This window comes from Nocardioides lentus (assembly GCF_039529515.1).
GTDB lineage: Bacteria > Actinomycetota > Actinomycetes > Propionibacteriales > Nocardioidaceae > Nocardioides > Nocardioides lentus.
Genome location: NZ_BAAAMY010000005.1, coordinates 355,447 through 375,705, shown reverse-complemented (window position 1 = coordinate 375,705; position 20,259 = coordinate 355,447). Strand labels below are relative to the sequence as shown.

Genomic DNA, 20,259 nt, shown 5'->3' with positions numbered 1-20,259 from the left:
CCGTCCCTCGGGGAGTGGTGGCTCAGACGTACCGGTCGAGGATGCTCGACTCGGCGAGGCGGGACAGGCCCTCGCGCACCGAGCGTGCGCGCAGCTCGCCGACGCCGTCGACGGCCTGGAGGTCGTCGAGGCCCGCGGCGAGGAGCTTCTGGAGCGTGCCGAAGTGGTCGACCAGGCGGTCGACGACCACCGGGGGGAGGCGGGGGACCTTGGCCAGCAGCCGGTAGCCGCGGGGGGTGACCGCACCGTCGAGGTGCTCCCCGCCGGAGAGGCCGATCGCCCGGGCCACGGACGCGACGTCGACCAGGTCGGTCGGGGTCAGCTGCTCGAGGCGGCCGCGGACGTCGTCCTCGCTGGTCGTACGACGGTCCGGCAGGTAGTCGCGGATCACCAGCTCGAGCTCGGGGTCGACGCCGGTGATGAGCTCCTCGAGCTGCAGCGACAGCAGCCGCCCGTCGGTCCCGAGCTCGAGGACGTAGCCCTCGATCTCGCGGGCGATCCGGGTGACCATCTCGAGGCGCTGGGCGACCACGACCACGTCGCGGACGGTGACGAGGTCCTCGACCTCGAGCGCCGACAGGCTGCTGGCGACCTCGTCGAGGCGCAGCTTGTAGCGCTCGAGGGTGGCCAGCGCCTGGTTGGCGCGGGAGAGGATCTGGCTGGAGTCCTCCAGCACGTAGCGGGTCTCGCCGACGTAGGCCGCGATGATCTGCATCGACTGCGACACCGAGACGACCGGGTAGCCGGTCTGGCGGGCGACGCGGTCGGCGGTGCGGTGCCGGGTGCCGGTCTCCTCCGAGGGGATCGTCTGGTCCGGCATGAGGTGCACGGCCGCGCGGTGGATCACGGTGGCGTCGGCGTCGAGCACGATGGCGCCGTCCATCTTGGCCAGCTCGCGCAGGCCCGTCGCCGTGAACGGGACGTCCAGGCTGAACCCGCCGGAGGCGATCGACTGCACGACGTCGTCGTTGCCGAGCACGAGGAGGGCGCCGGTGCGGCCCCGCAGGATCCGTTCCAGGCCGTCACGCAGCGGCGTGCCCGGGGCGATCCTGGCCAGGGTCGTCCGCAGACGCTCTGGCTCGTCCGTGCGCTCGATGCCGACCACTGCTGCTCACTCCTGCTGTCCTGAGTGCCCGACCCCCGTCGCTGGCACGTACCGAACCCTAGGGCACCGCCCTACGAGTGCGCCCGTCCGCGGTCGCCCGCGATGCCGAGCATCCGCAGCGCCTCCCCCACGATGCCCACCTCGACCACCTTCATGCCGTCGACCTGTCGTGGCGCCCCGGACTCCCCGACGCCGCGGCTCGCCGGCACGATCGCGGTCGCGAACCCCTGGCGGGCCGCCTCGGCGAGCCGCAGGGACAGGTCGCGCACGCGCCGGACCTCGCCGGCCAGCCCGATCTCGCCGAGCACCACCGCCCCGAGCGGCGGGGCGCTGCCGAGGTGGGACGACGCGAGGGCCACGGCGAGCGCCAGGTCCGTCGCCGGCTCCAGCAGCCGGGCCCCGCCGATCGTCGAGGCGAACACGTCGGAGGCGTTGGTCCGGATCCCGCAGTGCTGCTGCAGCACCGCGAGCACCATGTGGACCCGGGAGGAGTCCAGCCCCGACGTCGTACGACGGGGGCGCTCGGCGGGCGAGGGGGTCACGAGGGCCTGCACCTCCGCCAGCAGCGGGCGCCGGCCCTCCATCGCCACCGCCACGCACGTGCCGGGCACGCGCTGCGCGTGGTGCTCGACGAAGAGCCCCGTCGGGTCGGTGACCGCGGTGATGCCGTCGGCGGCCAGGTCGAAGCAGCCGACCTCGTCGACCGGCCCGAAGCGGTTCTTCACCGCACGCACCATCCGGAACCGCGACCCGCGGTCGCCCTCGAAGTGGAGCACGACGTCGACGAGGTGCTCGAGCACCCGCGGGCCGGCGATCGAGCCGTCCTTCGTCACGTGGCCCACCAGGACCACCGTGATGCCGCGGGTCTTCGCGACCCGGATCAGCGCGGCCGCGACCTCCTTGACCTGGGTGACGCCCCCCGGCACGCCGTCGGTGTCGGCGGCGCCGATGGTCTGCACCGAGTCGACGACGAGGAGCGTGGGCCGCACCGCCTCGACCTGGCCGAGGACGGCGCCCAGGTCGGTCTCGGCGGCCAGGTAGAGCTCGTCCTGCACGCCGCCGGTGCGGTCGGCGCGCAGCCGCACCTGGGAGGCGGACTCCTCGCCGGTGACGTAGAGCGTGCGGTGGCGTCGCCGCGCGGTCTGCGCGGCGACCTCCAGCAGCAGGGTCGACTTGCCGACGCCCGGCTCCCCGGCCAGCAGCAGCGCCGCGCCCGGCACCAGGCCGCCGCCGAGCACGCGGTCGAGCTCGGGGACGCCGCTGCTGCGGAACGCCGCGGCCTCCCCGGAGACCTGCCCGATGGGCACCGCCGGCGTCGAGACCGCGGTCGCGACCGTGCGCGGACCGGCGCCCCCGGTGGCGGCGGGGGCGGCCTCGGCGACGGAGCCCCAGGCCCGGCACTCCCCGCACCGGCCCACCCACTTGCCCGTCTCCCACCCGCACTCGGCACACCGGAAGACGGCTCGGGCCCGCGCCTGCTTGCTCATGACCGGCACGCTAGGCGACCCCACCGACAACGACCCACGCGCCGGGGCGGGCCTGGGGACGACGGCCCGCGCCGCGCCGTGTTGACCCGGGGCGGTCCGGGCACGGAGGATCCGTTTGAACGATCCAGAGCCCGCAACCACGCGAGGGGGAGCGATGACGCGGCCGGAGCCACGCAGCGCGGCGTACGCCGCCGGTCCGCCGACCCTCGCCGACGTCGCCGAGCTCGCCCACGTCTCGCGCCAGACCGTCTCCAACGCGCTCAACAACCCCGACCTGCTGCGCCCGGACACCCTCGAGCGGGTGCAGGCCGCCATCGCCGCGCTGGGCTACACGCCCAACCGCGCGGCCCGCAACCTGCGCACCCGGGCCTCCCACCTGATCGGCATGCGGTTCACGCCGGCGCAGGAGGGCACGGCCAACGCCACGATGGACCGCTTCGTGCACTCCCTGGTCGAGGCGAGCCGCGAGGCCGGCTACCACGTGCTGCTCTTCGCGGGACACGGCGGCGACGCGCTCGAGGGCTACGACGACCTGCTCCGCTCGACCGCCGTCGACGCGTTCGTCGTCACCGACACCTACCTCGGCAACCCGCAGGCCACCTGGCTGGAGGAGCGCGGCGCGCCGTTCGTGGCGTTCGGCCGGCCCTGGGACCAGCCCGAGGCCACGCACCCCTGGGTCGACGTCGACGGCGCGGCGGGCGCCCGGATGGCGACCGAGCACCTCCTCGCGGCGGGCCACGAGCGCGTCGCCTGGATCGGGTGGCGCAAGGACTCGACCATCGGCGAGGACCGTCGCTCCGGCTGGTCGGGCGCGATGCGCGACGCCGGGCTGCCCACGACCGGCCTCGCCTCCCGGGTCGAGGACACCGTCGCCAGCGGCGCCCAGGCCGCGGCCGTGCTGCTCGACGAGGCGCGCCCGTCGGGCTTCGTGTGCGCCTCGGACACCCTCGCGATGGGGGTCCTGCACGCGCTCGGCGAGCGGGGGCTGGCCCCGGGCCGCGACGTCGCCGTGGTCGGCTTCGACGACTCCCAGGTCGCCCAGGTGATCCCCGGCGGGCTGACCTCGGTGCGCCAGCCGCTGGAGCAGGTCGCGGTCGAGATCGTCACCGCGCTGAGCGGGCTGCTGTCCCACCCGCCCGCGCCCGGCCCCAACACGCTGCTCGCCCCGACGCTGGCGCTGCGCGGCACCGCCTGACCGCCGCCCCGGCACGGCCCGACGGGCCCACGGCCTAGAAGGTCCGCCAGAACACGTTGACGGCGTAGTCGACGTCGAGCCCGGCCGCCGGCGGGTGCTCGGCGAGGACGGCGTCGGCGGTCGGTCGGTCGAGCTCGATCCGGACGACGGCCTCGAGGTCCGCGCGGGAGCCGAACGACCACCGCGTGGTCACCGGCTCGCGGTGCCAGCCACGCTCGGCCCAGAACCGCTCGACCGCCACGGGGTCGATCCCGGGGTAGCCGCGCGCGAACCAGCGGCCCCACGTCGAGCGGGTCGCGTCGTTGTCGACCACGAACGCCGTGCCGCCCCGCCGCACGACGCGGTCGAGCTCGCGCAGGCCGGGCTCGCAGCCCGGCCCGAAGAAGTAGGCCCACCGCACGTGCACCACGTCGACGGACGCGTCGGGCAGGGGCAGGTCCTGCGCCGCCCCGTGGCGCACGTCGACCCGCGGCAGCCCGCGCACCCGGCGTCGCGCGAGGCGCACCAGGTCGGGGTGCGGCTCGACGCCGACCACCGAGCGGGCGGTCTCGGCCCACCGCGGCAGGTGGTAGCCGCTGCCGCAGCCCAGGTCGAGCAGCAGCCGGTCCTCCCACGACGCCACGCCCGCCATCGCGGACTCCACGAGGCCGTCGGGGTCGAAGGCGCGGTTCTCGACCTCGTACGTCGCGGGGTGGTGCCAGATGTTCGGGCTCGGCACCGCCCCGGCGGCGAGGCCGGGGACGCGGCTCAGAGCCGGACGAGGCCCTGGGGCGTCTGCACCTGGGCCGCGATGATGCCGGGGGTGCCGTGGGGGGCGACCCAGTCGACCTTCACGTCCTCCAGCGGCGCCTCGACGGTCTCGCCGAGCCACTCGCTCACGCGGCGCGGGTCGCCCGCGATCTCGAGGCACGCCAGGCTCCACCGGCCGTCGGCGCCGGCGCTGGGGTGCAGCTCCGGCGGCGACTGCCACTGCACGAAGAACGGCAGCTGCGGGTCGCCGATGAGGCCGTTGACGCCGATCTGGCGCCACAGCAGCTCGGTGCGGTCCGGGCGGTGACGGTTGCCGGCCACCGACTGCCGGCCGAGGCGCTGCTCGACGACGGCGATGTCGTCGACGGCGACGACCCAGCCGAGCCAGCCGCCGCCGAGGGCGGAGCGGGCACGGACGGCCTGCCCGAAGGGCGCCTTGTCCGAGGCGGGGTGGTCGAGGACCTCGACGATCTCGAGGTACGTGTCAGCCGCCATCGGAAGGATCATGTTGCGGGTGCCGAAGCGAGGGTGGACGCCCCCGTCGACGAAGTCGGCCCCCAGGAGTCCCCCGATGCGCTGGGCAGTCGCGGCGAGCCCGTCGGGGCCGGCGGCGTAGGAAAGATGATCCAGGCGCATGGCGAGCATTCTGACCCCGGCGGGTCCCGGGGGCTCACCCGGGGGCGTGTTCTCTTGACATCGAGACGGCGGATGTGGAAGAGGTCACGACGCCCCGCGAGGGCGACACGCCGCGCTGACCTGCGCGGGAAGCGCCACGGGAAGCGCCACGGGAAGCGCCACGGGGAGCGCCACGGGGAGCGCCCCGGGCGGTCGGTGCGGACGGTGTCGGGCCGGCTCAGACCGGGTCGGCCGGATGGGGCGCGAGCCGGTGACGACCGGCCGCCAGGTGCGTCTCGCAGGCCTGCGCCAGCGCGTCGTACGCGCCACGGCCCATCAGCGCCACCAGCTCCGGCTCGTTGGTCACGTAGAGCGGCTCGGGGGCGTCGTGCGCCTCGGTGTTGCCCGAGCAGTACCAGTCCAGGTCGTGCCCGCCCGGACCCCAGCCGCGGCGGTCGTACTCGCTGAGCGTCACCTCGGTGTACGACGTGTCGTCGGGCCGCTCGACCTCGCGGAAGCTGCGGTGGATCGGCAGCTGCCAGCACACGTCGGGCTTCAGCTCGAGCGGCTCGCGACCCTCGGCCAGCGCGAGGGCGTGCAGCGCGCAGCCCTCACCGCCCGCGAAGCCGGGCCGGTTGGCGAACGTGCACGCCTGCTGGCCGTCGCGGACCACCACCCGCGTCGTCCGTGCGGGCTCCTCGCCGTCCTCGCCCGGGGCCTCGCCGGTCCAGTCCTCCCGCGCGACCGGCCGCTCCCCGTCCGGGGCGGGGTGGCCCTCCCACAGCTCCGGGGTCAGCCGAGCGACCGCGACGGCCACCCGCTCCTCGTCCTCGTCGTCCGCGAAGTGCGCGCCGAGGGTGCAGCAGCCCACGTCGGGGGCGTCGGCGTAGATGCCGGCGCAGCCGCCGCCGAAGATGCAGCGGTAGCGGGAGGTCAGCCAGGTGAGGTCGCAACGGAAGACCTGGTCGGCGTCGTCGGGGTCGACCAGCTCGTACCAGGCCCGCGGGAATCCCAGATCCACTTCGGGCACCGGCCCAACCTACGGTCCCCGCCACACCCGAGGGCGGTCGCACCCGGGCGCGACAGCGTAGGTTGGCCGCCATGCGCCTGGGAGTCCTGGACATCGGGTCCAACACCGGCCACCTGCTGGTGGTGGACGCCCACGGCGGCGCCGCGCCGTCCCCGGCGTACTCCCACAAGGAGCCGCTGCGCCTCGCGGAGCACCTCGACGCCGACGGCGCGCTGAGCGACGAGGGCGCCGACGCCCTCCGCGAGTTCGTCGGCAGCGCGCGCACCGTCGCCGACGACAAGGGCTGCTCGGAGATCCTGGCCTTCGCGACCTCGGCGGTGCGCGACGCCACCAACTCCTTCCGGGTCCTCGCCGACGTCCACGCGGCCACCGGGGTCGACGTCTCCGTGCTCTCCGGCGAGGACGAGGCCCGGCTGACCTTCCTCGCCTGCCGCCGGTGGTTCGGCTGGTCCGCGGGACGGCTCGCGATGTTCGACATCGGCGGCGGCTCCCTCGAGATCGCGGCCGGGCCCGACGAGGCCCCCGAGGTGGCGTGGTCGCTGCCGCTCGGGGCCGCGCGCCTGGCCCGCACCTGGTTCGCCGCGACCCCGCCCGACCCCGACGTCGTCAAGCAGCTGCGCACCGAGGTCCGCGCCGAGATCGCCCGCGACGCCGGCCACGTGCTGCGTGGCGGCCGACCGGACCGGGCCGCCGCCTCGAGCAAGACCTTCCGCTCCCTCGCGCGGATCTGCGGCGCCGCGCCCAGCGCGGAGGGCCGGCTGGTGCGCCGCGTGCTGCCCGCGACGACCCTGTCGGAGTGGATCCCCAAGCTCGCCGCGATGAACGACGCCGAGCTGGCCGAGCTGCCGGGCGTCTCGGCGAGCCGCACCCACCAGATCCTGTCCGGGGCGCTCGTGGCGGAGGCGGTCATGGACATCTTCGACCTCCCGGAGCTCGAGGTCTGCCCCTGGGCGCTGCGCGAGGGGCTGATCCTGGAGCGCTTCGACCACCTGGGCTTCCGCCCGTGACGTCTCCCGTGGGCCCCGGGTGAGCGGGGCGCGCAGCGTCGTCGGGCTCTCCACGAGCTCGGTCTACCCGGAGCCGACCGAGCAGGCCTTCGCCTACGCCGCCGAGCTCGGGTACGACGCGGTCGAGGTCATGGTCGGCATGGACGACACCAGCCAGGACCTCGCCGCGGTCCAGCGCCTGGCCTACGCCCACCAGCTGCCGATCTGCTCGGTCCACGCGCCGTGCCTGCTCTTCACCCAGCGGGTCTGGGGCACGGAGCCGTGGGGCAAGCTCGTGCGCTCCGCGGAGATGGCCGCCGAGGTCGGCGCGGACGTCGTCGTCGTGCACCCGGCGTTCCGCTGGCAGCGTGAGTACGCCCGTGACTTCGTCGACGGCATCGCGGCGCTCGAGGAGTCCACCGGCATCGCCTTCGCCGTGGAGAACATGTACCCGTGGCGCGCCTCGAACCGCCGCGTCGTCCGGCGGGAGGTGGAGATGTACCTGCCCGGCTTCGACCCCTCCACCGAGCCCTACGCCAACACCACCCTCGACGTGTCCCACGCCTCGACGGCCGGCTCCGACCTCCTCGCGATGGCCGCGGCGATGGGCGACCGGCTGCGCCACCTGCACCTCACCGACGGCTCGGGGTCGCCGAAGGACGAGCACCTGGTCCCCGGCCGCGGCTCCATGCCGGTCGCCGGGCTCCTCGCCACCCTCGCCGACCGGGAGTTCGCCGGCCACGTCGTGCTCGAGATCAACACCCGCAGGGCCCCCGACCGCGAGGCCCGGCTCGCCGACCTCGCCGAGTCCCTCGCCTTCGCCCGCACCCACCTGCGCCAGGACCCCGCCGCGGGGTGACGGCGGCGATCGCCCGGCACGGCGGCCGCGCACCCTGGGCCCCCGGCGGGCGACGGCGGACGTAGCCTGGCTCACGTCGCGGGCCGTCGTACCCCCGCGCGGAGGAGGGGCTCCGGATGTCGGTGCTGCGAGGACCGCTGATGTGGCTGGCCCGCAACGAGCGGGTCAAGGACCTGGCGACGACGCTGCCGGTGACGTCGTCGGTCGTGGCGGGCTACGTGCCGGGGGAGAGCACCGAGGACGTCGTCGACGCCGTCGCGGCCTGTGCCGCCGAGGGCCTGACGACGACCGTCGACTTCCTCGGCGAGGACACGGTCGAGGCCGCCCAGGCCGACGCGACCGTCGCGGCGTACGTCGAGCTGCTCGAGCAGCTGTCGGCGGCCGGGTTGTCCCGCGGCGCGGAGGTGTCGGTCAAGCTGACCGCGCTCGGGCTGCGACTGCCGCGCTCCCAGGCGCCCGAGGGCGGTCGGCGCACCGCGCTCGAGAACGCCCGGACCGTCTGCCGCGCCGCCCGCAACGCCGGGACGACGGTGACCGTCGACATGGAGGACCACACCACCACCGACGAGACCCTCGGCGTGCTGCGCGAGCTGCGCAAGGACTTCCCCGAGACCGGCGCCGTGCTGCAGGCCTACCTGCGCCGCACCGAGGCCGACTGCCGCGCGCTGGCCCACGAGGGCTCGCGGGTGCGCCTGTGCAAGGGCGCGTACGACGAGCCGGAGTCCGTCGCCTTCGTCGACAGGCACGACGTCGACCGGTCCTACGTGCGGTGCCTGAAGGTGCTGATGGCCGGCGACGGCTACCCGATGGTCGCCTCCCACGACCCGCGGATGATCGAGATCGCCCGCTCCCTGGCGGGCCGCCACCAGCGCGTGCCGGGCAGCTACGAGTTCCAGATGCTCTACGGTATCCGCCCCGCCGAGCAGCGCCGGCTGGCCGCGGACGGCGAGACCGTGCGCGTCTACATCCCCTACGGTGCTGAGTGGTACGGCTACCTCGTCCGCCGCCTCGCGGAGCGACCGGCCAACCTGTCGTTCTTCGTGAAGTCCCTCGTCTCCAAGAAGTAGGTGGCCATGACCTCCCAGCCGACTCCCGCGACCGGGAGCACCCCCGAGGGGGCCGGGGAGGGGCGCACCGCCGTCATCGGCGTCGGCGTCATGGGCGAGGCGCTGGTCTCCGGGCTGGTGCGGGCCGGGCGCCCGACCGCCTCCCTCCTGCTCGGCGAGAAGCGCCCCGAGCGCGCCGCCGAGCTCACCGAGCGGTACGACGTGGCGGTCGTCGACAACGTCGCGGCGGCCCGCGGGGCCACCACCGTCGTGCTCGTCGTGAAGCCCCAGGACATGGACGAGGTCGTCGCCGAGATCGCCCACGTCATCCGCCCCGGCCAGCTCGTCGTGTCGCTCGCGGCCGGCATCACCACCGCCTTCCTCGAGGCGCGGCTCGCCGACGGGGTCGCCGTCGTCCGCGTCATGCCCAACACCCCCGCCCTCGTCGACCAGGGGATGCTCACGATCTCGCCCGGCTCGCACTGCACCGAGGCACACCTCGCCGAGGTCGAGGGGCTGCTGGCGACCACCGGCAGGGTGATGCGGCTGCCGGAGAAGCACCAGGACGCCGCGACCGCGATCTCCGGGTCCGGGCCGGGCTACGTGTTCTTCGTCGTGGAGTCGATGATCGAGGCGGGCGTCCACCTCGGCCTGCCGCGCGCGACCGCGACCGAGCTCGTGGTGCAGACCCTGGTCGGCTCCGCCGCGATGCTGCGGGAGACCGGGGACCACCCGGTGGTGCTCCGCGAGCAGGTCACCTCGCCCGCCGGCACCACGGCGGCGGCGCTGCGCGAGCTGGAGGTCCACGGCGTCCGCGCGGCGTTCCTCGCCGCGCTGGAGGCGGCCCACGACCGCTCCCGCGCCCTGGCGGGGGGCTCGTGAGCGACACGCCGTACGAGCCGCCCGCGCCGCGGGCGCCGGCCGTGGCCCCCGGCCGGCTGCCCGGCCCCGCCGCCGGGCCGGGCTGCGCGGCGCTGTCCTCGGTCGTCTTCGACGAGTCGCTCACGTCGTACGACTTCGGTCCGGGCCACCCGATGCACCCGGTCCGCGTCGACCTCACGATGCGGCTCGCGGACTCCCTCGGCGTGCTCGACCGCCTGCGGACCGTACCGGCCCCGGTCGCCGACGACGACCTCATCCGCACCGTCCACGACGACGACCTGGTGCGGGCCGTGACACGGCTGGGCCACGAGGGCGGCGTCGACCTGGCCCACGGGCTCGGCAGCGAGGACAACCCCGTCTTCCGCGGGATGCACGAGGCCACCGCCCACGTCGTGGGCGCGAGCGTCGAGGCGTTCCGGCAGGTGTGGAGCGGCGAGTCCCTCCACAGCGCCAACGTCACCGGCGGCCTGCACCACGCGATGCCCGGGCGCGCGAGCGGCTTCTGCGTCTACAACGACGTCGCCGTCGGCATCCGCCACCTCCTCGACCTCGGCGCGACCCGCGTGGCCTACGTCGACGTCGACGCCCACCACGGCGACGGTGTGCAGAAGGTGTTCTGGGACGACCCGCGCGTGCTGACCATCTCCCTGCACGAGACCGGCGAGATGCTCTTCCCCGGCACCGGGTTCGCCGCCGACACCGGCGGCCCCGACGCCGAGGGCACCGCGGTCAACGTCGCCCTGCCGCCCGGCACCTCCGACGCCGGCTGGCTGCGCGCCTTCCACGCCGTCGTCCCGCCGCTGCTGCGCGAGTGGCAGCCCGAGGTGCTCGTCAGCCAGCACGGCTGCGACTCCCACGTCGAGGACCCGCTCACGCACCTCAACCTGACCGTCGACGGCCACCGCACGACGTACCAGGCGCTCCACGAGCTCGCCCACGAGGTCGCCGGCGGACGCTGGGTCGTCACCGGCGGCGGCGGCTACGCCCTCGTCGACGTCGTCCCGCGCTCCTGGAGCCACCTGCTCGCGATCATGACCGGCACCCCGCTGGAGCCCTCGCTGGCCACCCCGCAGTCCTGGCGCGACCACGTCACGCGCAGCCTCGGTCGCGGCGGCCCCCTGCGCATGACCGACGGCCGCGCCCCCGTCTGGCGCGACTGGACCGAGGGCTACGACCCCGCCACCTGGCTCGACCGCAGCGTCCACGCCACCCGCACCGAGGTGTTCCCGCTCCACGGGCTCGACCCGGCCGCCTGGTAGGCGGGACCGACCCCGCTCGCCCGTCGCGGTCCTCCCACGGGGGTCTCGGCACGCTGACGCGACCTCGTTCCTCGGTCGCGTCGCTCGCTCGACCCGATCCACTGACGACCTCGCCCGTCGCGGTCGTCGCACGGGGGTCTCGGCACGCTGACGCGACCTCGTTCCTCGGTCGCGTCGCTCGCTCGACCCGATCCACTGACGACCTCGCACGCTCGGTCGTCGTGGATCGCAACACGACACGCCGAGCGAGGCGCAGTTTTCGTGCAACTTGCTTCACACGCGTCACAACTGGCCCTATCTTTACCGCTACGACGCATGCGTCGCCGGCGGGGAAGCCGGCGAGACGTCGCAGCAAAGGACGGTTGACCATGGCACCCAGCCCCACCTCGGACATGTCCGAGGCCAAGTTCCTGACCGTCGCCGAGGTCGCGACGGTGATGCGCGTGTCGAAGATGACCGTCTACCGACTCGTCCACAACGGCGAGCTCCCGGCCGTCCGCGTCGGCCGCTCGTTCCGCGTCCTCGAGGAGGACGTCAACGAGTACCTTCGCAAGAGCTTCTTCGACGCCGGCTGAGCGGCCGGTCGCGGCGGGCGACGCCGGAGTGGGACCCGACGGTGGTGCCCGTTAGGCTGTCGAGGTTCGCGTCGGCGGCTGCCGGCGCACCCGTACGCGAGAGGTTGTCCCCGTGGGTTCTGTCATCAAGAAGCGTCGCAAGCGCATGGCCAAGAAGAAGCACCGCAAGCTGCTCAAGCGCACGCGCGTGCAGCGTCGCAAGCTCGGCAAGTGACGCACGGCCGGTGATGCCGGGCTGACGCCGGCGGCGATGGGGGACTGATGGGGCGCGTCGTCCTGGTGACCGGGGTCTCGAGGGACCTCGGCCGTCGGTGCGCCCGCGCGCTCGCCGCCGCCCCCGGCGTCGACCGGGTGGTCGGCGTCGACGTCACCCCGCCCCGCGGTGACATGGGCGGCGTCGCGTTCGTGCGCGCCGACATCCGCAACCCGGTCATCGCCAAGGTCCTCGCCAAGGAGGACGTCGACACCGTCGTCCACATGAGCGTCATCGCCACCCCCGGCAGCAGCGGGGGACGGACCACGATGAAGGAGCTCAACGTCATCGGGACGATGCAGCTCCTCGCGGCCTGCCAGCGCTCGCCCCGGCTGACCACGCTGGTGGTGAAGTCGACCACCACGGTGTACGGCGCCAGCAGCCGCGACCCCGCGATGTTCGCCGAGGACACCGAGCCGCGTCGGCTCCCGCGCCACGGCTACGCCAAGGACGCCTCCGAGGTCGAGGCCTACGTCCGGGGCTTCGCGCGGCGTCGCCCCGACGTCCGTGTCACCATGCTCCGTTGCGCCAACGTGCTCGGCCACCACGTCGTCAGCCCGATGACCGCCTACTTCCGCCTGCCGGTGGTGCCGACGGTCCTGGGCTTCGACCCGCGCCTGCAGTTCCTGCACGAGCAGGACCTCATGGACGTGCTGGAGCACTGCACCACCGACGGGGTCCACGGCACCTTCAACGTCGCCGGCTCCGGCGTGCTGCTGCTGAGCCAGGCGCTGCGCCGCCTGGGGCGGCCCTCGGTCAAGCTGCCCCCCTCGGCGGTCGGCCGGGTCGGGTCGGCCCTGCGCTCGGCCCGCCTGACCGAGTTCTCGCCGGAGCTCGTCTCGCTGCTGACCTTCGGCCGCGGCGTCGACACCGCCCGGATGCGCGACGTCCTCGGCTTCACCCCGCGCCACAGCACGGCGTCCGCCTTCGCCGACTTCGCGGCGCACGTCTCGCCCGGCCCGGCCCCGGCCGAGCGGGTCCTCAGCGGGGTCGGTGCGGTCCTCGGGCACCCGCGCGCCGGTACGGCGCCGGCCGGCGAGCTCGGTGACCGTGACGAGGAGGCCGACGATGCCTGACGCCGAGATCATCCCCCTGGGCACGCGCGGCCGGCCCGGCCGTGGCTCCGGCACGCGGCGCCCCTCCTCGGCGGCGCGCGACCTCGCCCGCGGAGCCCGTCGTACGCCGGGGGCGGACGCGGGCGGCCCGGGACCCGACGACGGCGGCCCGGCCGTCGGCCCGGCCCCGACCCCCCGCGGCGTCCCGAAGGTCGGTGCGACCCCGGCCGCCCCGGCCCTCGCCCGTCCGGGCGGGACCGTGCGGGAGCCGCGCGAGGGGATCCCCGCCGCCGACTGGGCCGCCGCCATCGCGCAGGGCGCCCGCGAGGTGCTGGGCGAGCAGTGGGAGCCGCGTCTGGCGGGCATGCTCGCCACCGTGCGCCGCCGCCTCACCGGTGACTACGCGATCGACGAGTACGGCTTCGACGCCGAGCTGACCCGCCACCTGCTGTTCGCGGTCCTGCGGCCGCTCGCGGAGCGCTGGTTCCGCATCGAGGTGCGCGGCCTCGAGAACATCCCGACCGAGGGCGGCGCGCTGGTCGTCTCGAACCACTCGGGCACGATCCCGGTCGACGGCCTGATGACGATGTTCTCCGTCCACGAGCACACCGGTCGCTACCTGCGCCCCCTCGGCGCCGACCTCGTCTTCCGCACCCCCGTGGTCGCCGGCGTCGCGCGCAAGATGGGCGCCACCCTGGCCTGCAGCGAGGACGCCGAGCGGATGCTGCGCGACGGCGAGCTCGTCGGGGTCTGGCCCGAGGGTTTCAAGGGCATCGGCAAGCCCTACTCCGAGCGCTACAAGCTGCAGCGGTTCGGCCGCGGGGGCTTCGTGTCCGCCGCACTGCGCACGGGCGTGCCCGTCGTCCCGGTGTCGGTGGTCGGGGCCGAGGAGATCTACCCGCTCGTCGGCAACGTGCCCAGCCTGGCCCGGCTGCTCGGGCTGCCCTACGTCCCGATCACCCCGCTGTTCCCGCTCCTCGGGCCGCTCGGGCTCGTGCCGCTGCCGTCGAAGTGGCTCATCGAGTTCGGCGAGCCGATCCGCACCGACACGCTGGCCGGCGACGCCGCCGACGGGGCGGACGCGGCGGACGACCCGATGCTGGTGCTGACCGTGACCGACCAGGTGCGGGAGACCATCCAGCAGACGCTCTACGCGCTGCTGATGGAGCGACCCTCCGTCTTCGGCTGACCGCATCGGTCCGCGAGCGGCCCGGCGCCGAGCGGTGCGCCCGCGCGTCAGGGCAGGAGGTCTCCGACGCCGTCCAGGACGTCGTCGACCACGCCGCCGGACCCGCCGCCGTTGCCGCCGCCGTTGCCGCCGCCGGACCCGTTGCCGCCGGACCCGTTGCCGCCGCCGGTCTTGCCGCCGGAGCCGCCGGAGCCGCCGCCGGTCTTGCCGCCGGAGCCGCCGGAGCCGCCGCCGGAGCCGCCGAGGAGGCCACCGACCAGGCCGCCGCCGTCGGCGCCGCTGGTGCGGCCGTCACCGCCGAGCAGGCCGCCGAGGAGGTCCTCCTCGGGCAGCGGGTCGACCGGGGCGCCGTCGCCGTCGGGGGTCGCGGTGCCGGTCGGCGCGGAGGTGCCGGGGTCGGAGCCGTCGGTCCCGCCCCCGCGTGTGCCCGCGCCGCCACGACCGGAGCGTCCGTCGGTGCCGTCGTCGGGCCGCCCGCCGGAGCGGGGACCGGAGGTCGGGGTCGGGCTCGCGGGCGGCAGGGCCACGGCGTCGGGGTCGAAGTCGGGGGTCTCGAGGCCGACGTCCGCGGCCAGCGAGCGCAGGTCGGCCGAGCAGAGCGGGCAGGCGCTGAGCGCGTCCGTGTCGATCATGGCCACGGTGTCGCTGGCGTCCTGCCAGGCGAGCAGCCCGCTGTCGGGCATGGTCGGCTGCATGCGCGCCAGGTCGCGGCTGCTGGCGGCGGTGAAGGTGCGCAGCTCGTCGACGATCGCGCGGTCGCCGGTGCGGGCGTACTCGTCGAGCAGCAGCGACGCCGCGCCGCGGGCCCGTGCGCTGAAGTCGCCCAGGGTGGCCGGGATCTGCGCCGTCGAGGCCGCCTCGGGTGCCTCGAGGACCGCGAGGGTCTCCTCGAGGCGGTCGGTGGCGTCGGCCAGCATCAGCTCGGCCCGCGCCCGTTCGCCGGTGGTCATGCCGGTCCGGGCGTCCTCGAGGGCCCGCTTGACGGGGTAGAGGGTCTCGCCGGGCAGGGCGGTCTGGGCGGCGACGCCGACCGAGGCGCCCACCCCGAGCGCCGCGAGGGTGCCGGCGGCGACGACGAGCCGGCGCCGCGGGGCGCGCTCGCCGGCGGGGCGCAGCCGCAGCCGCTCCTCGGCGGCGGCCGCGGAGCCGGACCGTGCCGGCGAGGCCGTGGCCAGACGGTCGGCCTCGGCCAGGAGGCGCGCCCGGAGGTCGGCCACGCGCGCGGGGGAGGGCTCGGGGGCGGGGACGCCGCGCAGGGCGGAGACGACGGCGAGGAGGTCGCCGTCGGCGGCGCCGTCCCCGCGGCCCTCCACGGCGCGGTCGAAGGCCTCGGCCGCGCGCCCCGGGCTCCACATGCGTGTCATCCCACCTGCCTCGATGTCTGGTTCCGCCCGCCAGCCCCCATGACCGGCGGGCGGGACGTGCTGACCAACGAGGGGCGGTGGCACCGGGTTACGCGGGACGTCGGTCTCATCGGTCGCGGATCCCCTCGGGCACCAGCTTGGCGAGGTTGCGGACCCCCCGCAGCTGCAGCTGCTTGACGGCCCCGTCGCTGCGGCCGAGGACCGCGGCGGTCTCGGCGATGCTGAGGCCCTGCAGGAAGCGCATGACGAGGCACTCCTGCTGCTCGGTCGGCAGCCGGGTCATCGCCTCCATCAGCATCTCGTTGGTCAGCGACGTCATCACCGTCGACTCGACGGTCTCCGTGGTGGAGTCGTCGTGCGGCGTCATGTCCTCGGTGGTCGCCTCCAGGCGGGTCCGGCCCGCCTTGAAGTGGTCGGTGGTGAGGTTGCGGGCGATCGTCATCAGCCACGCCCCGAAGTCGCGGCCCTGCCACCGGAAGCCGTCCATGTTGCGCAGGGCGCGGAAGAACGTGTCGGCAGCGAGGTCCTCGGCGAGGCTCTGCGACCGCGTCCGGTAGTAGAGGAAGCGGTACACCGACGGGTGGTAGTGGTCGTAGAGCTCGCCGAAGGCCTCGCGGTCGCCGCCGCGGGCCAGCTCGACGAGCGCGATCAGCCGCGCCCGCTCGCCGGCGTCGTCCTCGGAGGAGGCGGCCTGGTCGTGGTCGCCGTACGTGTCGGACCGGCCGCCGCCCGCGGCGAGGGAGCTCTCGGCGAGCAGCAGCCCGGGGACCACCGGTCGACCGGGGCCGGCGGGCACGAGGGCGCGGCCGGGCGACGACGGCGCGAGCGCGGCGAGGACGGCGCGGCGCAGGGCGCTCCACCCGTCCCCGTCCCCGCGGCGTGCGCCGGCTGCCATCGAGCGTCCCTCCCCCTGCCCGTCCCCGATCGCGAGGAGGGCTACCGCCCCACGGTAGGTGAGGACGGGCCCCAGCGGAACCGGTCCACGCGGATCCGGTTCGGGCGTCAACCTCCGCCGCGTCGCCGCGCGGCGACCGCGGCGGCCCCGAGCGTCAGCGCGCCGGCGACCCCGGCGGTCGTCAGGCCGGCGCGGGCGGCGCGGCGGCCGACCCGGTAGTCGCGCACGGGCCAGCCCTGCTCCTCGGCGTGGCGGCGCAGCCGGCGGTCCGGGTTGACCGCGCACGGGTGGCCCACGAGGCCGAGCAGGGGCAGGTCGTTGACCGAGTCCGAGTACGCCGAGCAGGCCGCCGGGTCCAGCCCCTCGGCCTCGACGAGCTCGGCGACGACGTCGCGCTTGGCCGGCCCGTGGAGGAGGTCGCCGACGAGGCGCCCGGTGTAGACGCCGTCCACGTGCTCGGCGACGGTCCCCATCGCACCCGTCAGCCCGAGACGCCGCGCGATCACCTCGGCGATCTCGATGGGCGCGGCGGTCACGAGCCAGACCCGCTCGCCGCGGTCGAGGTGGATCTGCGCCAGCGCCCGGGTGCCCGGCCAGATCCGGTGGGCCATGCCGTCGTCGAAGACGTCCTCCGCGAGCGACTGCAGCTCGCTGACGGGGTGCCCCGCGATGAGGCCGAGCGCGGAGACCCGGGCGTCGGCGACGTGACCGGCGTTCTCGGCCCCGAGGAGCCGGAAGGACACCTGCCTGCGCAGCGCCTCCCACATCTCGCGGCGTCCGAAGAAGCCGCGGTCGTACATCCCGCGCGCGAGGTGGTAGATGCTCGCGCCCTGCACGATCGTGTTGTCGACGTCGAAGAAGGCGGCCGCCCGCGGGTCGGGCGCCACGGCCAGCGCCTGCTCGACCTCGGAGGCGGCGGCCTGGGCCTCGCCGGCCAGGCTCGAGCGGAGGGTGAGGTCGGGCGCCCGCACGGTCCTGCGCTCCGGACCGGGCTGACGCGGTGTCACGCGCCTCACCCTAGCCCCCGCCGGACCGCCGGACCGCCGCCCTAGGCTGGGCCGGTGCCGTCCGCCGAGACCCCGCCCCGCGTGCGGGTGCTGACCCGCGTCGACTGCCACCTCTGCGCCCAGGCCCTCGAGGCCGTCGCCGCCGTCTGCGCCGAGCTGGGGGAGCGCTGGGAGGAGGTCGACGTGGACGCCGACGCCTCGCTCGCCGCCCGTTACGACGAGCAGGTCCCGGTCACCTTCGTCGACGGCGCCCAGCACGACTTCTGGCGCGTCGACCCCCGCCGCCTGCGCGCCGCGCTGACCGAGGGCGGACGGGTCGGCTGACCCGGGCTGGCCCCGGTCGGAGCCCGGTCGGAGCCCGGTCGGAGCCCGGTCGGACCGACGGCCCCGGTCGGCCCCCGGGCCCGCTCGGAGTGTGACGCCTCACATGTGGTAGCGGGGGGCGTCGCGGAGTTTGTTCTCGCGTTCACGAACTCCTACAGTGACGAGGCCGCGCGACGGTGAACGACACCACTCGCGACCTCCCGGACGTCGGTCCAGGGAGCGCGCGGCGGGAGACGAGAGACGTGACGGCACGGCGCCCAGCGCGGCCCGCCCCGCAGGCGGCCGACGGGAGCGACCCCGGTGGGGAGAAGGGTCTCCCCGAGGCCACGCTCGCCCGGCTCCCCGTCTACCTGCGCGCCCTGACCACGCTCGCCGAGGCCGAGACGGCCACGTGCTCGAGCGACACGCTCGCGACGCTCACCGGGGTCACCGGCGCGAAGGTCCGCAAGGACCTGTCCCACCTCGGCTCCTACGGCACCCGCGGCGTCGGGTACGACGTGGCCTACCTGCGCTACCAGATCGCCCGCGAGATCGGCCTGACGCAGGACTGGCCGGTCGTGGTCGTCGGGATCGGCAACCTCGGCCACGCGCTCGCGGGCTACTCGGGCTTCCGCAGCCGCGGCTTCCGCGTCGTGGCCCTGCTCGACGCCGACCCCGAGCGTCACGGCGAGGAGGTCGCGGGCATGCGGGTGCGCCCCTTCGACGACCTCGAGGGCGTGGTGGCCGAGCAGCACGTCAAGATCGCGGTGATCGCCACCCCCGCCCCGGCCGCGCAGGACGTCGCCGACCGCATGGTCGCCGCGGGCGTCAGCAGCATCCTGAACTTCGCCCCCGCGGTGCTCTCGGTGCCCGACGGCGTGGACGTCCGCAAGGTCGACCTGTCGACCGAGCTGCAGATCCTCGCCTACCACGAGCAGCGCAAGGCACCGGCAGACCGGCTCGTCGGCCCCGCCGACGGGGTACCCGTACCCGGACCGGGCGACGCGGGGGAGCGGGCCGCCCCGCACCCGGCGGGCGCCCCACGACGCGAGGAGGAACACGCATGAGCATCCTGGTGGTGGGCGTCTCCCACTCCTCGGCCCCCGTGGCGCTGCTCGAGCGCCTCGCGCTCGACCACGACGGGGTGGTCAAGCTCGTCGCCGACGTGGTCGGCAGCGAGCACGTCACCGAGGCCACGGTCGTGGCGACCTGCAACCGCATCGAGGTCTACGCCGACGTCGACCGCTTCCACGGCAGCGTCGAGGAGATCTCCCGGCTGCTGGCCGACCGGGCCGACGAGCGCGCCGAGGCGCTCGTGTCCCACTTCTACGTCCACTACGACGACGCGGCCGTCAGCCACCTGTTCCGGGTCGCCTGCGGGCTCGACTCGATGGTGGTCGGCGAGACGCAGGTGCTCGGCCAGACCCGCGAGGCGCTGCGCGTCGGCCAGGAGGCCGGCAGCGTCGGTCCCGCGCTCAACGCGCTGTTCCAGCAGGCGCTGCGCGTCGGCAAGCGCGCCCACGCCGAGACCGACATCGACCGGGCCGCCCCCTCGCTGGTGACCGCCGCCCTCGACCGCGCCGGGGCGACCTCCCTCGAGGGTCGTCGCGTGCTGGTCGTCGGCGCCGGCGCGATGGCCTCGCTCGCGGTGTCGACCGCCGCCGCCCGCGGCGCGGAGAGCATCGTGGTGGCCAACCGCAGCGCCGCCTCCGCGGACCGCCTCGCCGCGCTGTACGGCGCCCGCCCGGCCCCGCTGGGCGACCTCGGGCTCGAGCTGGCCCACGCCGACCTCGTCGTGTCGTGCACCGGCGCCGCTGGCACGGTGCTCGACGTCGAGACCCTGCGCGAGGCCCGCGCCGGCCGGGTCGGCGACCCGCTGGCGGTCATCGACCTCGCGCTGCCCCACGACGTCGACCCCGCCGTCGCCGACGAGCCCGGCGTGACCCTGGTCGGCCTGGCCCGGCTCGCCGAGGAGCTCGGCCGGACGCCCGACGCCGGGGCCGGTGGTCCCGTGCCGGACGCCGCGGCCGAGGCCGTCGACAGCGTCGCCGGCGTCCGCTCGATCGTGGGCCAGGAGGTCGCCGCCTTCCTCGCGGTGCGCCGCCAGGCCAGCGTCACGCCCACCGTGGTCGCGCTGCGCTCGATGGCGACCTCGGTCGTCGACGCCGAGATGGCACGCCTCGACACCCGGCTCCCCGGCCTCGACGCGGTCGCGCGCGCCGAGGTGCTGCACGCCGTCCGACGGGTGGCGGACAAGCTGCTGCACCAGCCGACCGTGCGGGTCAAGGAGCTGGCCGGCGAGACCGGTGCGGTCTCCTACGCCGCCGCCCTCGCCGAGCTGTTCGCGCTCGACCCCGACGCGGTCGACGCCGTGACCCGGCCCGAGGGGCTGGAACGGTGAGCG

21 protein-coding genes are annotated in these 20,259 nt (G+C 75.4%); 13 read left to right on the top strand and 8 right to left on the bottom strand.

Translation table 11 applies throughout. The features are described from left to right. Positions 1-22 precede the first annotated feature (22 nt). Together disA and radA are read right to left on the bottom strand one after the other, a co-directional pair. Entirely contained in the window at positions 23-1,105 is a 1,083-nt protein-coding gene (gene disA / locus ABD158_RS12710) for a DNA integrity scanning diadenylate cyclase DisA (RefSeq protein WP_344007710.1), read from the bottom strand. Positions 1,106-1,176: 71 nt separating this feature from the next. Then, entirely contained in the window at positions 1,177-2,592 is a 1,416-nt protein-coding gene (gene radA, locus ABD158_RS12705) for a DNA repair protein RadA (RefSeq protein ID WP_344007707.1), read from the bottom strand. Positions 2,593-2,746: 154 nt separating this feature from the next. Here radA and ABD158_RS12700 point away from each other — a divergent pair, with 154 nt between their 5' ends. Then, complete coding sequence (locus ABD158_RS12700) at positions 2,747-3,787, top strand: LacI family DNA-binding transcriptional regulator (RefSeq protein WP_344007705.1); 1,041 nt, start codon at positions 2,747-2,749, stop codon at positions 3,785-3,787. Positions 3,788-3,821: 34 nt separating this feature from the next. Here ABD158_RS12700 and ABD158_RS12695 read toward each other — a convergent pair whose 3' ends face one another. From ABD158_RS12695 to ABD158_RS12685, 3 genes are all read right to left on the bottom strand, one after another. Continuing rightward, complete coding sequence (locus ABD158_RS12695) at positions 3,822-4,505, bottom strand: class I SAM-dependent methyltransferase (RefSeq protein WP_344007703.1); 684 nt, start codon at positions 4,503-4,505, stop codon at positions 3,822-3,824. A gap of 29 nt (positions 4,506-4,534) precedes the next feature. Then, positions 4,535-5,173: a VOC family protein gene (locus ABD158_RS12690; protein WP_344007701.1), complete on the bottom strand. Its 639-nt coding sequence runs from the start codon at positions 5,171-5,173 to the stop codon at positions 4,535-4,537. A 217-nt stretch (positions 5,174-5,390) separates the two neighbouring features. Continuing rightward, the gene (locus ABD158_RS12685; protein WP_344007699.1) at positions 5,391-6,182 is read right to left on the bottom strand and encodes a DUF3109 family protein; all 792 of its coding nucleotides are present in this window, start codon (positions 6,180-6,182) and stop codon (positions 5,391-5,393) included. A 71-nt stretch (positions 6,183-6,253) separates the two neighbouring features. Between ABD158_RS12685 and ABD158_RS12680 the strand changes: the two genes are divergently transcribed. From ABD158_RS12680 to ABD158_RS12640, 9 genes are all read left to right on the top strand, one after another. Then, positions 6,254-7,189, top strand: coding sequence for a Ppx/GppA family phosphatase (locus tag ABD158_RS12680; protein ID WP_344007697.1), 936 nt, complete (start codon positions 6,254-6,256; stop codon positions 7,187-7,189). A 19-nt stretch (positions 7,190-7,208) separates the two neighbouring features. Then, positions 7,209-8,027, top strand: a complete 819-nt coding sequence (locus tag ABD158_RS12675) for a sugar phosphate isomerase/epimerase family protein (RefSeq protein ID WP_344007695.1) — start codon at positions 7,209-7,211, stop codon at positions 8,025-8,027. A gap of 116 nt (positions 8,028-8,143) precedes the next feature. After that, positions 8,144-9,094, top strand: a complete 951-nt coding sequence (locus tag ABD158_RS12670; RefSeq protein WP_344007693.1) for a proline dehydrogenase family protein — start codon at positions 8,144-8,146, stop codon at positions 9,092-9,094. Positions 9,095-9,100: 6 nt separating this feature from the next. Further along, positions 9,101-9,955, top strand: a complete 855-nt coding sequence (gene proC, locus ABD158_RS12665) for a pyrroline-5-carboxylate reductase (protein WP_344007691.1) — start codon at positions 9,101-9,103, stop codon at positions 9,953-9,955. Between the two features lie 56 nt (positions 9,956-10,011). Beyond that, positions 10,012-11,214 carry an acetoin utilization protein AcuC gene (locus ABD158_RS12660; RefSeq protein WP_425573203.1) on the top strand — a complete coding sequence of 401 codons (1,203 nt, stop codon included), beginning with the start codon at positions 10,012-10,014 and terminating at the stop codon, positions 11,212-11,214. Positions 11,215-11,582: 368 nt separating this feature from the next. Beyond that, positions 11,583-11,789 (top strand): helix-turn-helix domain-containing protein, encoded by a 207-nt coding sequence (locus ABD158_RS12655; RefSeq protein ID WP_344007689.1) that lies wholly within the window; start codon positions 11,583-11,585, stop codon positions 11,787-11,789. Positions 11,790-11,901: 112 nt separating this feature from the next. Further along, positions 11,902-12,003 carry a 30S ribosomal protein bS22 gene (locus tag ABD158_RS12650; RefSeq protein ID WP_084653504.1) on the top strand — a complete coding sequence of 34 codons (102 nt, stop codon included), beginning with the start codon at positions 11,902-11,904 and terminating at the stop codon, positions 12,001-12,003. A 47-nt stretch (positions 12,004-12,050) separates the two neighbouring features. Then, positions 12,051-13,118, top strand: coding sequence for an NAD-dependent epimerase/dehydratase family protein (locus ABD158_RS12645; protein ID WP_344007685.1), 1,068 nt, complete (start codon positions 12,051-12,053; stop codon positions 13,116-13,118). After that, positions 13,111-14,286 (top strand): lysophospholipid acyltransferase family protein, encoded by a 1,176-nt coding sequence (locus tag ABD158_RS12640; RefSeq protein WP_344007683.1) that lies wholly within the window; start codon positions 13,111-13,113, stop codon positions 14,284-14,286. Before ABD158_RS12645 ends, ABD158_RS12640 begins: the two co-directional genes overlap by 8 nt. Before the next feature lie 47 nt (positions 14,287-14,333). Here ABD158_RS12640 and ABD158_RS12635 read toward each other — a convergent pair whose 3' ends face one another. From ABD158_RS12635 to ABD158_RS12625, 3 genes are all read right to left on the bottom strand, one after another. Then, positions 14,334-15,641: a DUF5667 domain-containing protein gene (locus tag ABD158_RS12635; protein ID WP_344007681.1), complete on the bottom strand. Its 1,308-nt coding sequence runs from the start codon at positions 15,639-15,641 to the stop codon at positions 14,334-14,336. A 115-nt stretch (positions 15,642-15,756) separates the two neighbouring features. Further along, the gene (locus ABD158_RS12630) at positions 15,757-16,545 is read right to left on the bottom strand and encodes a sigma-70 family RNA polymerase sigma factor (protein WP_344007679.1); all 789 of its coding nucleotides are present in this window, start codon (positions 16,543-16,545) and stop codon (positions 15,757-15,759) included. Between the two features lie 107 nt (positions 16,546-16,652). Continuing rightward, positions 16,653-17,552 (bottom strand): HAD family hydrolase, encoded by a 900-nt coding sequence (locus tag ABD158_RS12625; protein ID WP_344007677.1) that lies wholly within the window; start codon positions 17,550-17,552, stop codon positions 16,653-16,655. A 54-nt stretch (positions 17,553-17,606) separates the two neighbouring features. Between ABD158_RS12625 and ABD158_RS12620 the strand changes: the two genes are divergently transcribed. From ABD158_RS12620 to ABD158_RS12610, 3 genes are all read left to right on the top strand, one after another. Next, a complete protein-coding gene (locus tag ABD158_RS12620; protein WP_344007675.1) occupies positions 17,607-17,876 on the top strand; it encodes a glutaredoxin family protein in 270 nt (89 codons plus the stop codon). A 242-nt stretch (positions 17,877-18,118) separates the two neighbouring features. After that, positions 18,119-18,922, top strand: coding sequence for a redox-sensing transcriptional repressor Rex (locus tag ABD158_RS12615; RefSeq protein ID WP_344007673.1), 804 nt, complete (start codon positions 18,119-18,121; stop codon positions 18,920-18,922). After that, entirely contained in the window at positions 18,919-20,256 is a 1,338-nt protein-coding gene (locus ABD158_RS12610) for a glutamyl-tRNA reductase (RefSeq protein ID WP_344007671.1), read from the top strand. The genes ABD158_RS12615 and ABD158_RS12610 overlap by 4 nt, the downstream gene beginning before the upstream one ends. The last annotated feature ends 3 nt before the right edge of the window (positions 20,257-20,259 follow it).

Bases quoted from the DNA above. Each gene is read 5' to 3' on its own strand.
- radA (WP_344007707.1), bottom strand. From the start codon at position 2,592: ATGAGCAAGCAGGCGCGGGCCCGAGCCGTCTTCCGGTGTGCCGAGTGC.
- ABD158_RS12700 (WP_344007705.1), top strand. From the start codon at position 2,747: ATGACGCGGCCGGAGCCACGCAGCGCGGCGTACGCCGCCGGTCCGCCG.
- ABD158_RS12690 (WP_344007701.1), bottom strand. From the start codon at position 5,173: ATGCGCCTGGATCATCTTTCCTACGCCGCCGGCCCCGACGGGCTCGCC.
- ABD158_RS12680 (WP_344007697.1), top strand. From the start codon at position 6,254: ATGCGCCTGGGAGTCCTGGACATCGGGTCCAACACCGGCCACCTGCTG.
- ABD158_RS12670 (WP_344007693.1), top strand. From the start codon at position 8,144: ATGTCGGTGCTGCGAGGACCGCTGATGTGGCTGGCCCGCAACGAGCGG.
- proC (WP_344007691.1), top strand. From the start codon at position 9,101: ATGACCTCCCAGCCGACTCCCGCGACCGGGAGCACCCCCGAGGGGGCC.
- ABD158_RS12655 (WP_344007689.1), top strand. From the start codon at position 11,583: ATGGCACCCAGCCCCACCTCGGACATGTCCGAGGCCAAGTTCCTGACC.
- ABD158_RS12645 (WP_344007685.1), top strand. From the start codon at position 12,051: ATGGGGCGCGTCGTCCTGGTGACCGGGGTCTCGAGGGACCTCGGCCGT.
- ABD158_RS12640 (WP_344007683.1), top strand. From the start codon at position 13,111: ATGCCTGACGCCGAGATCATCCCCCTGGGCACGCGCGGCCGGCCCGGC.
- ABD158_RS12635 (WP_344007681.1), bottom strand. From the start codon at position 15,641: ATGTGGAGCCCGGGGCGCGCGGCCGAGGCCTTCGACCGCGCCGTGGAG.
- ABD158_RS12630 (WP_344007679.1), bottom strand. From the start codon at position 16,545: ATGGCAGCCGGCGCACGCCGCGGGGACGGGGACGGGTGGAGCGCCCTG.
- ABD158_RS12610 (WP_344007671.1), top strand. From the start codon at position 18,919: ATGAGCATCCTGGTGGTGGGCGTCTCCCACTCCTCGGCCCCCGTGGCG.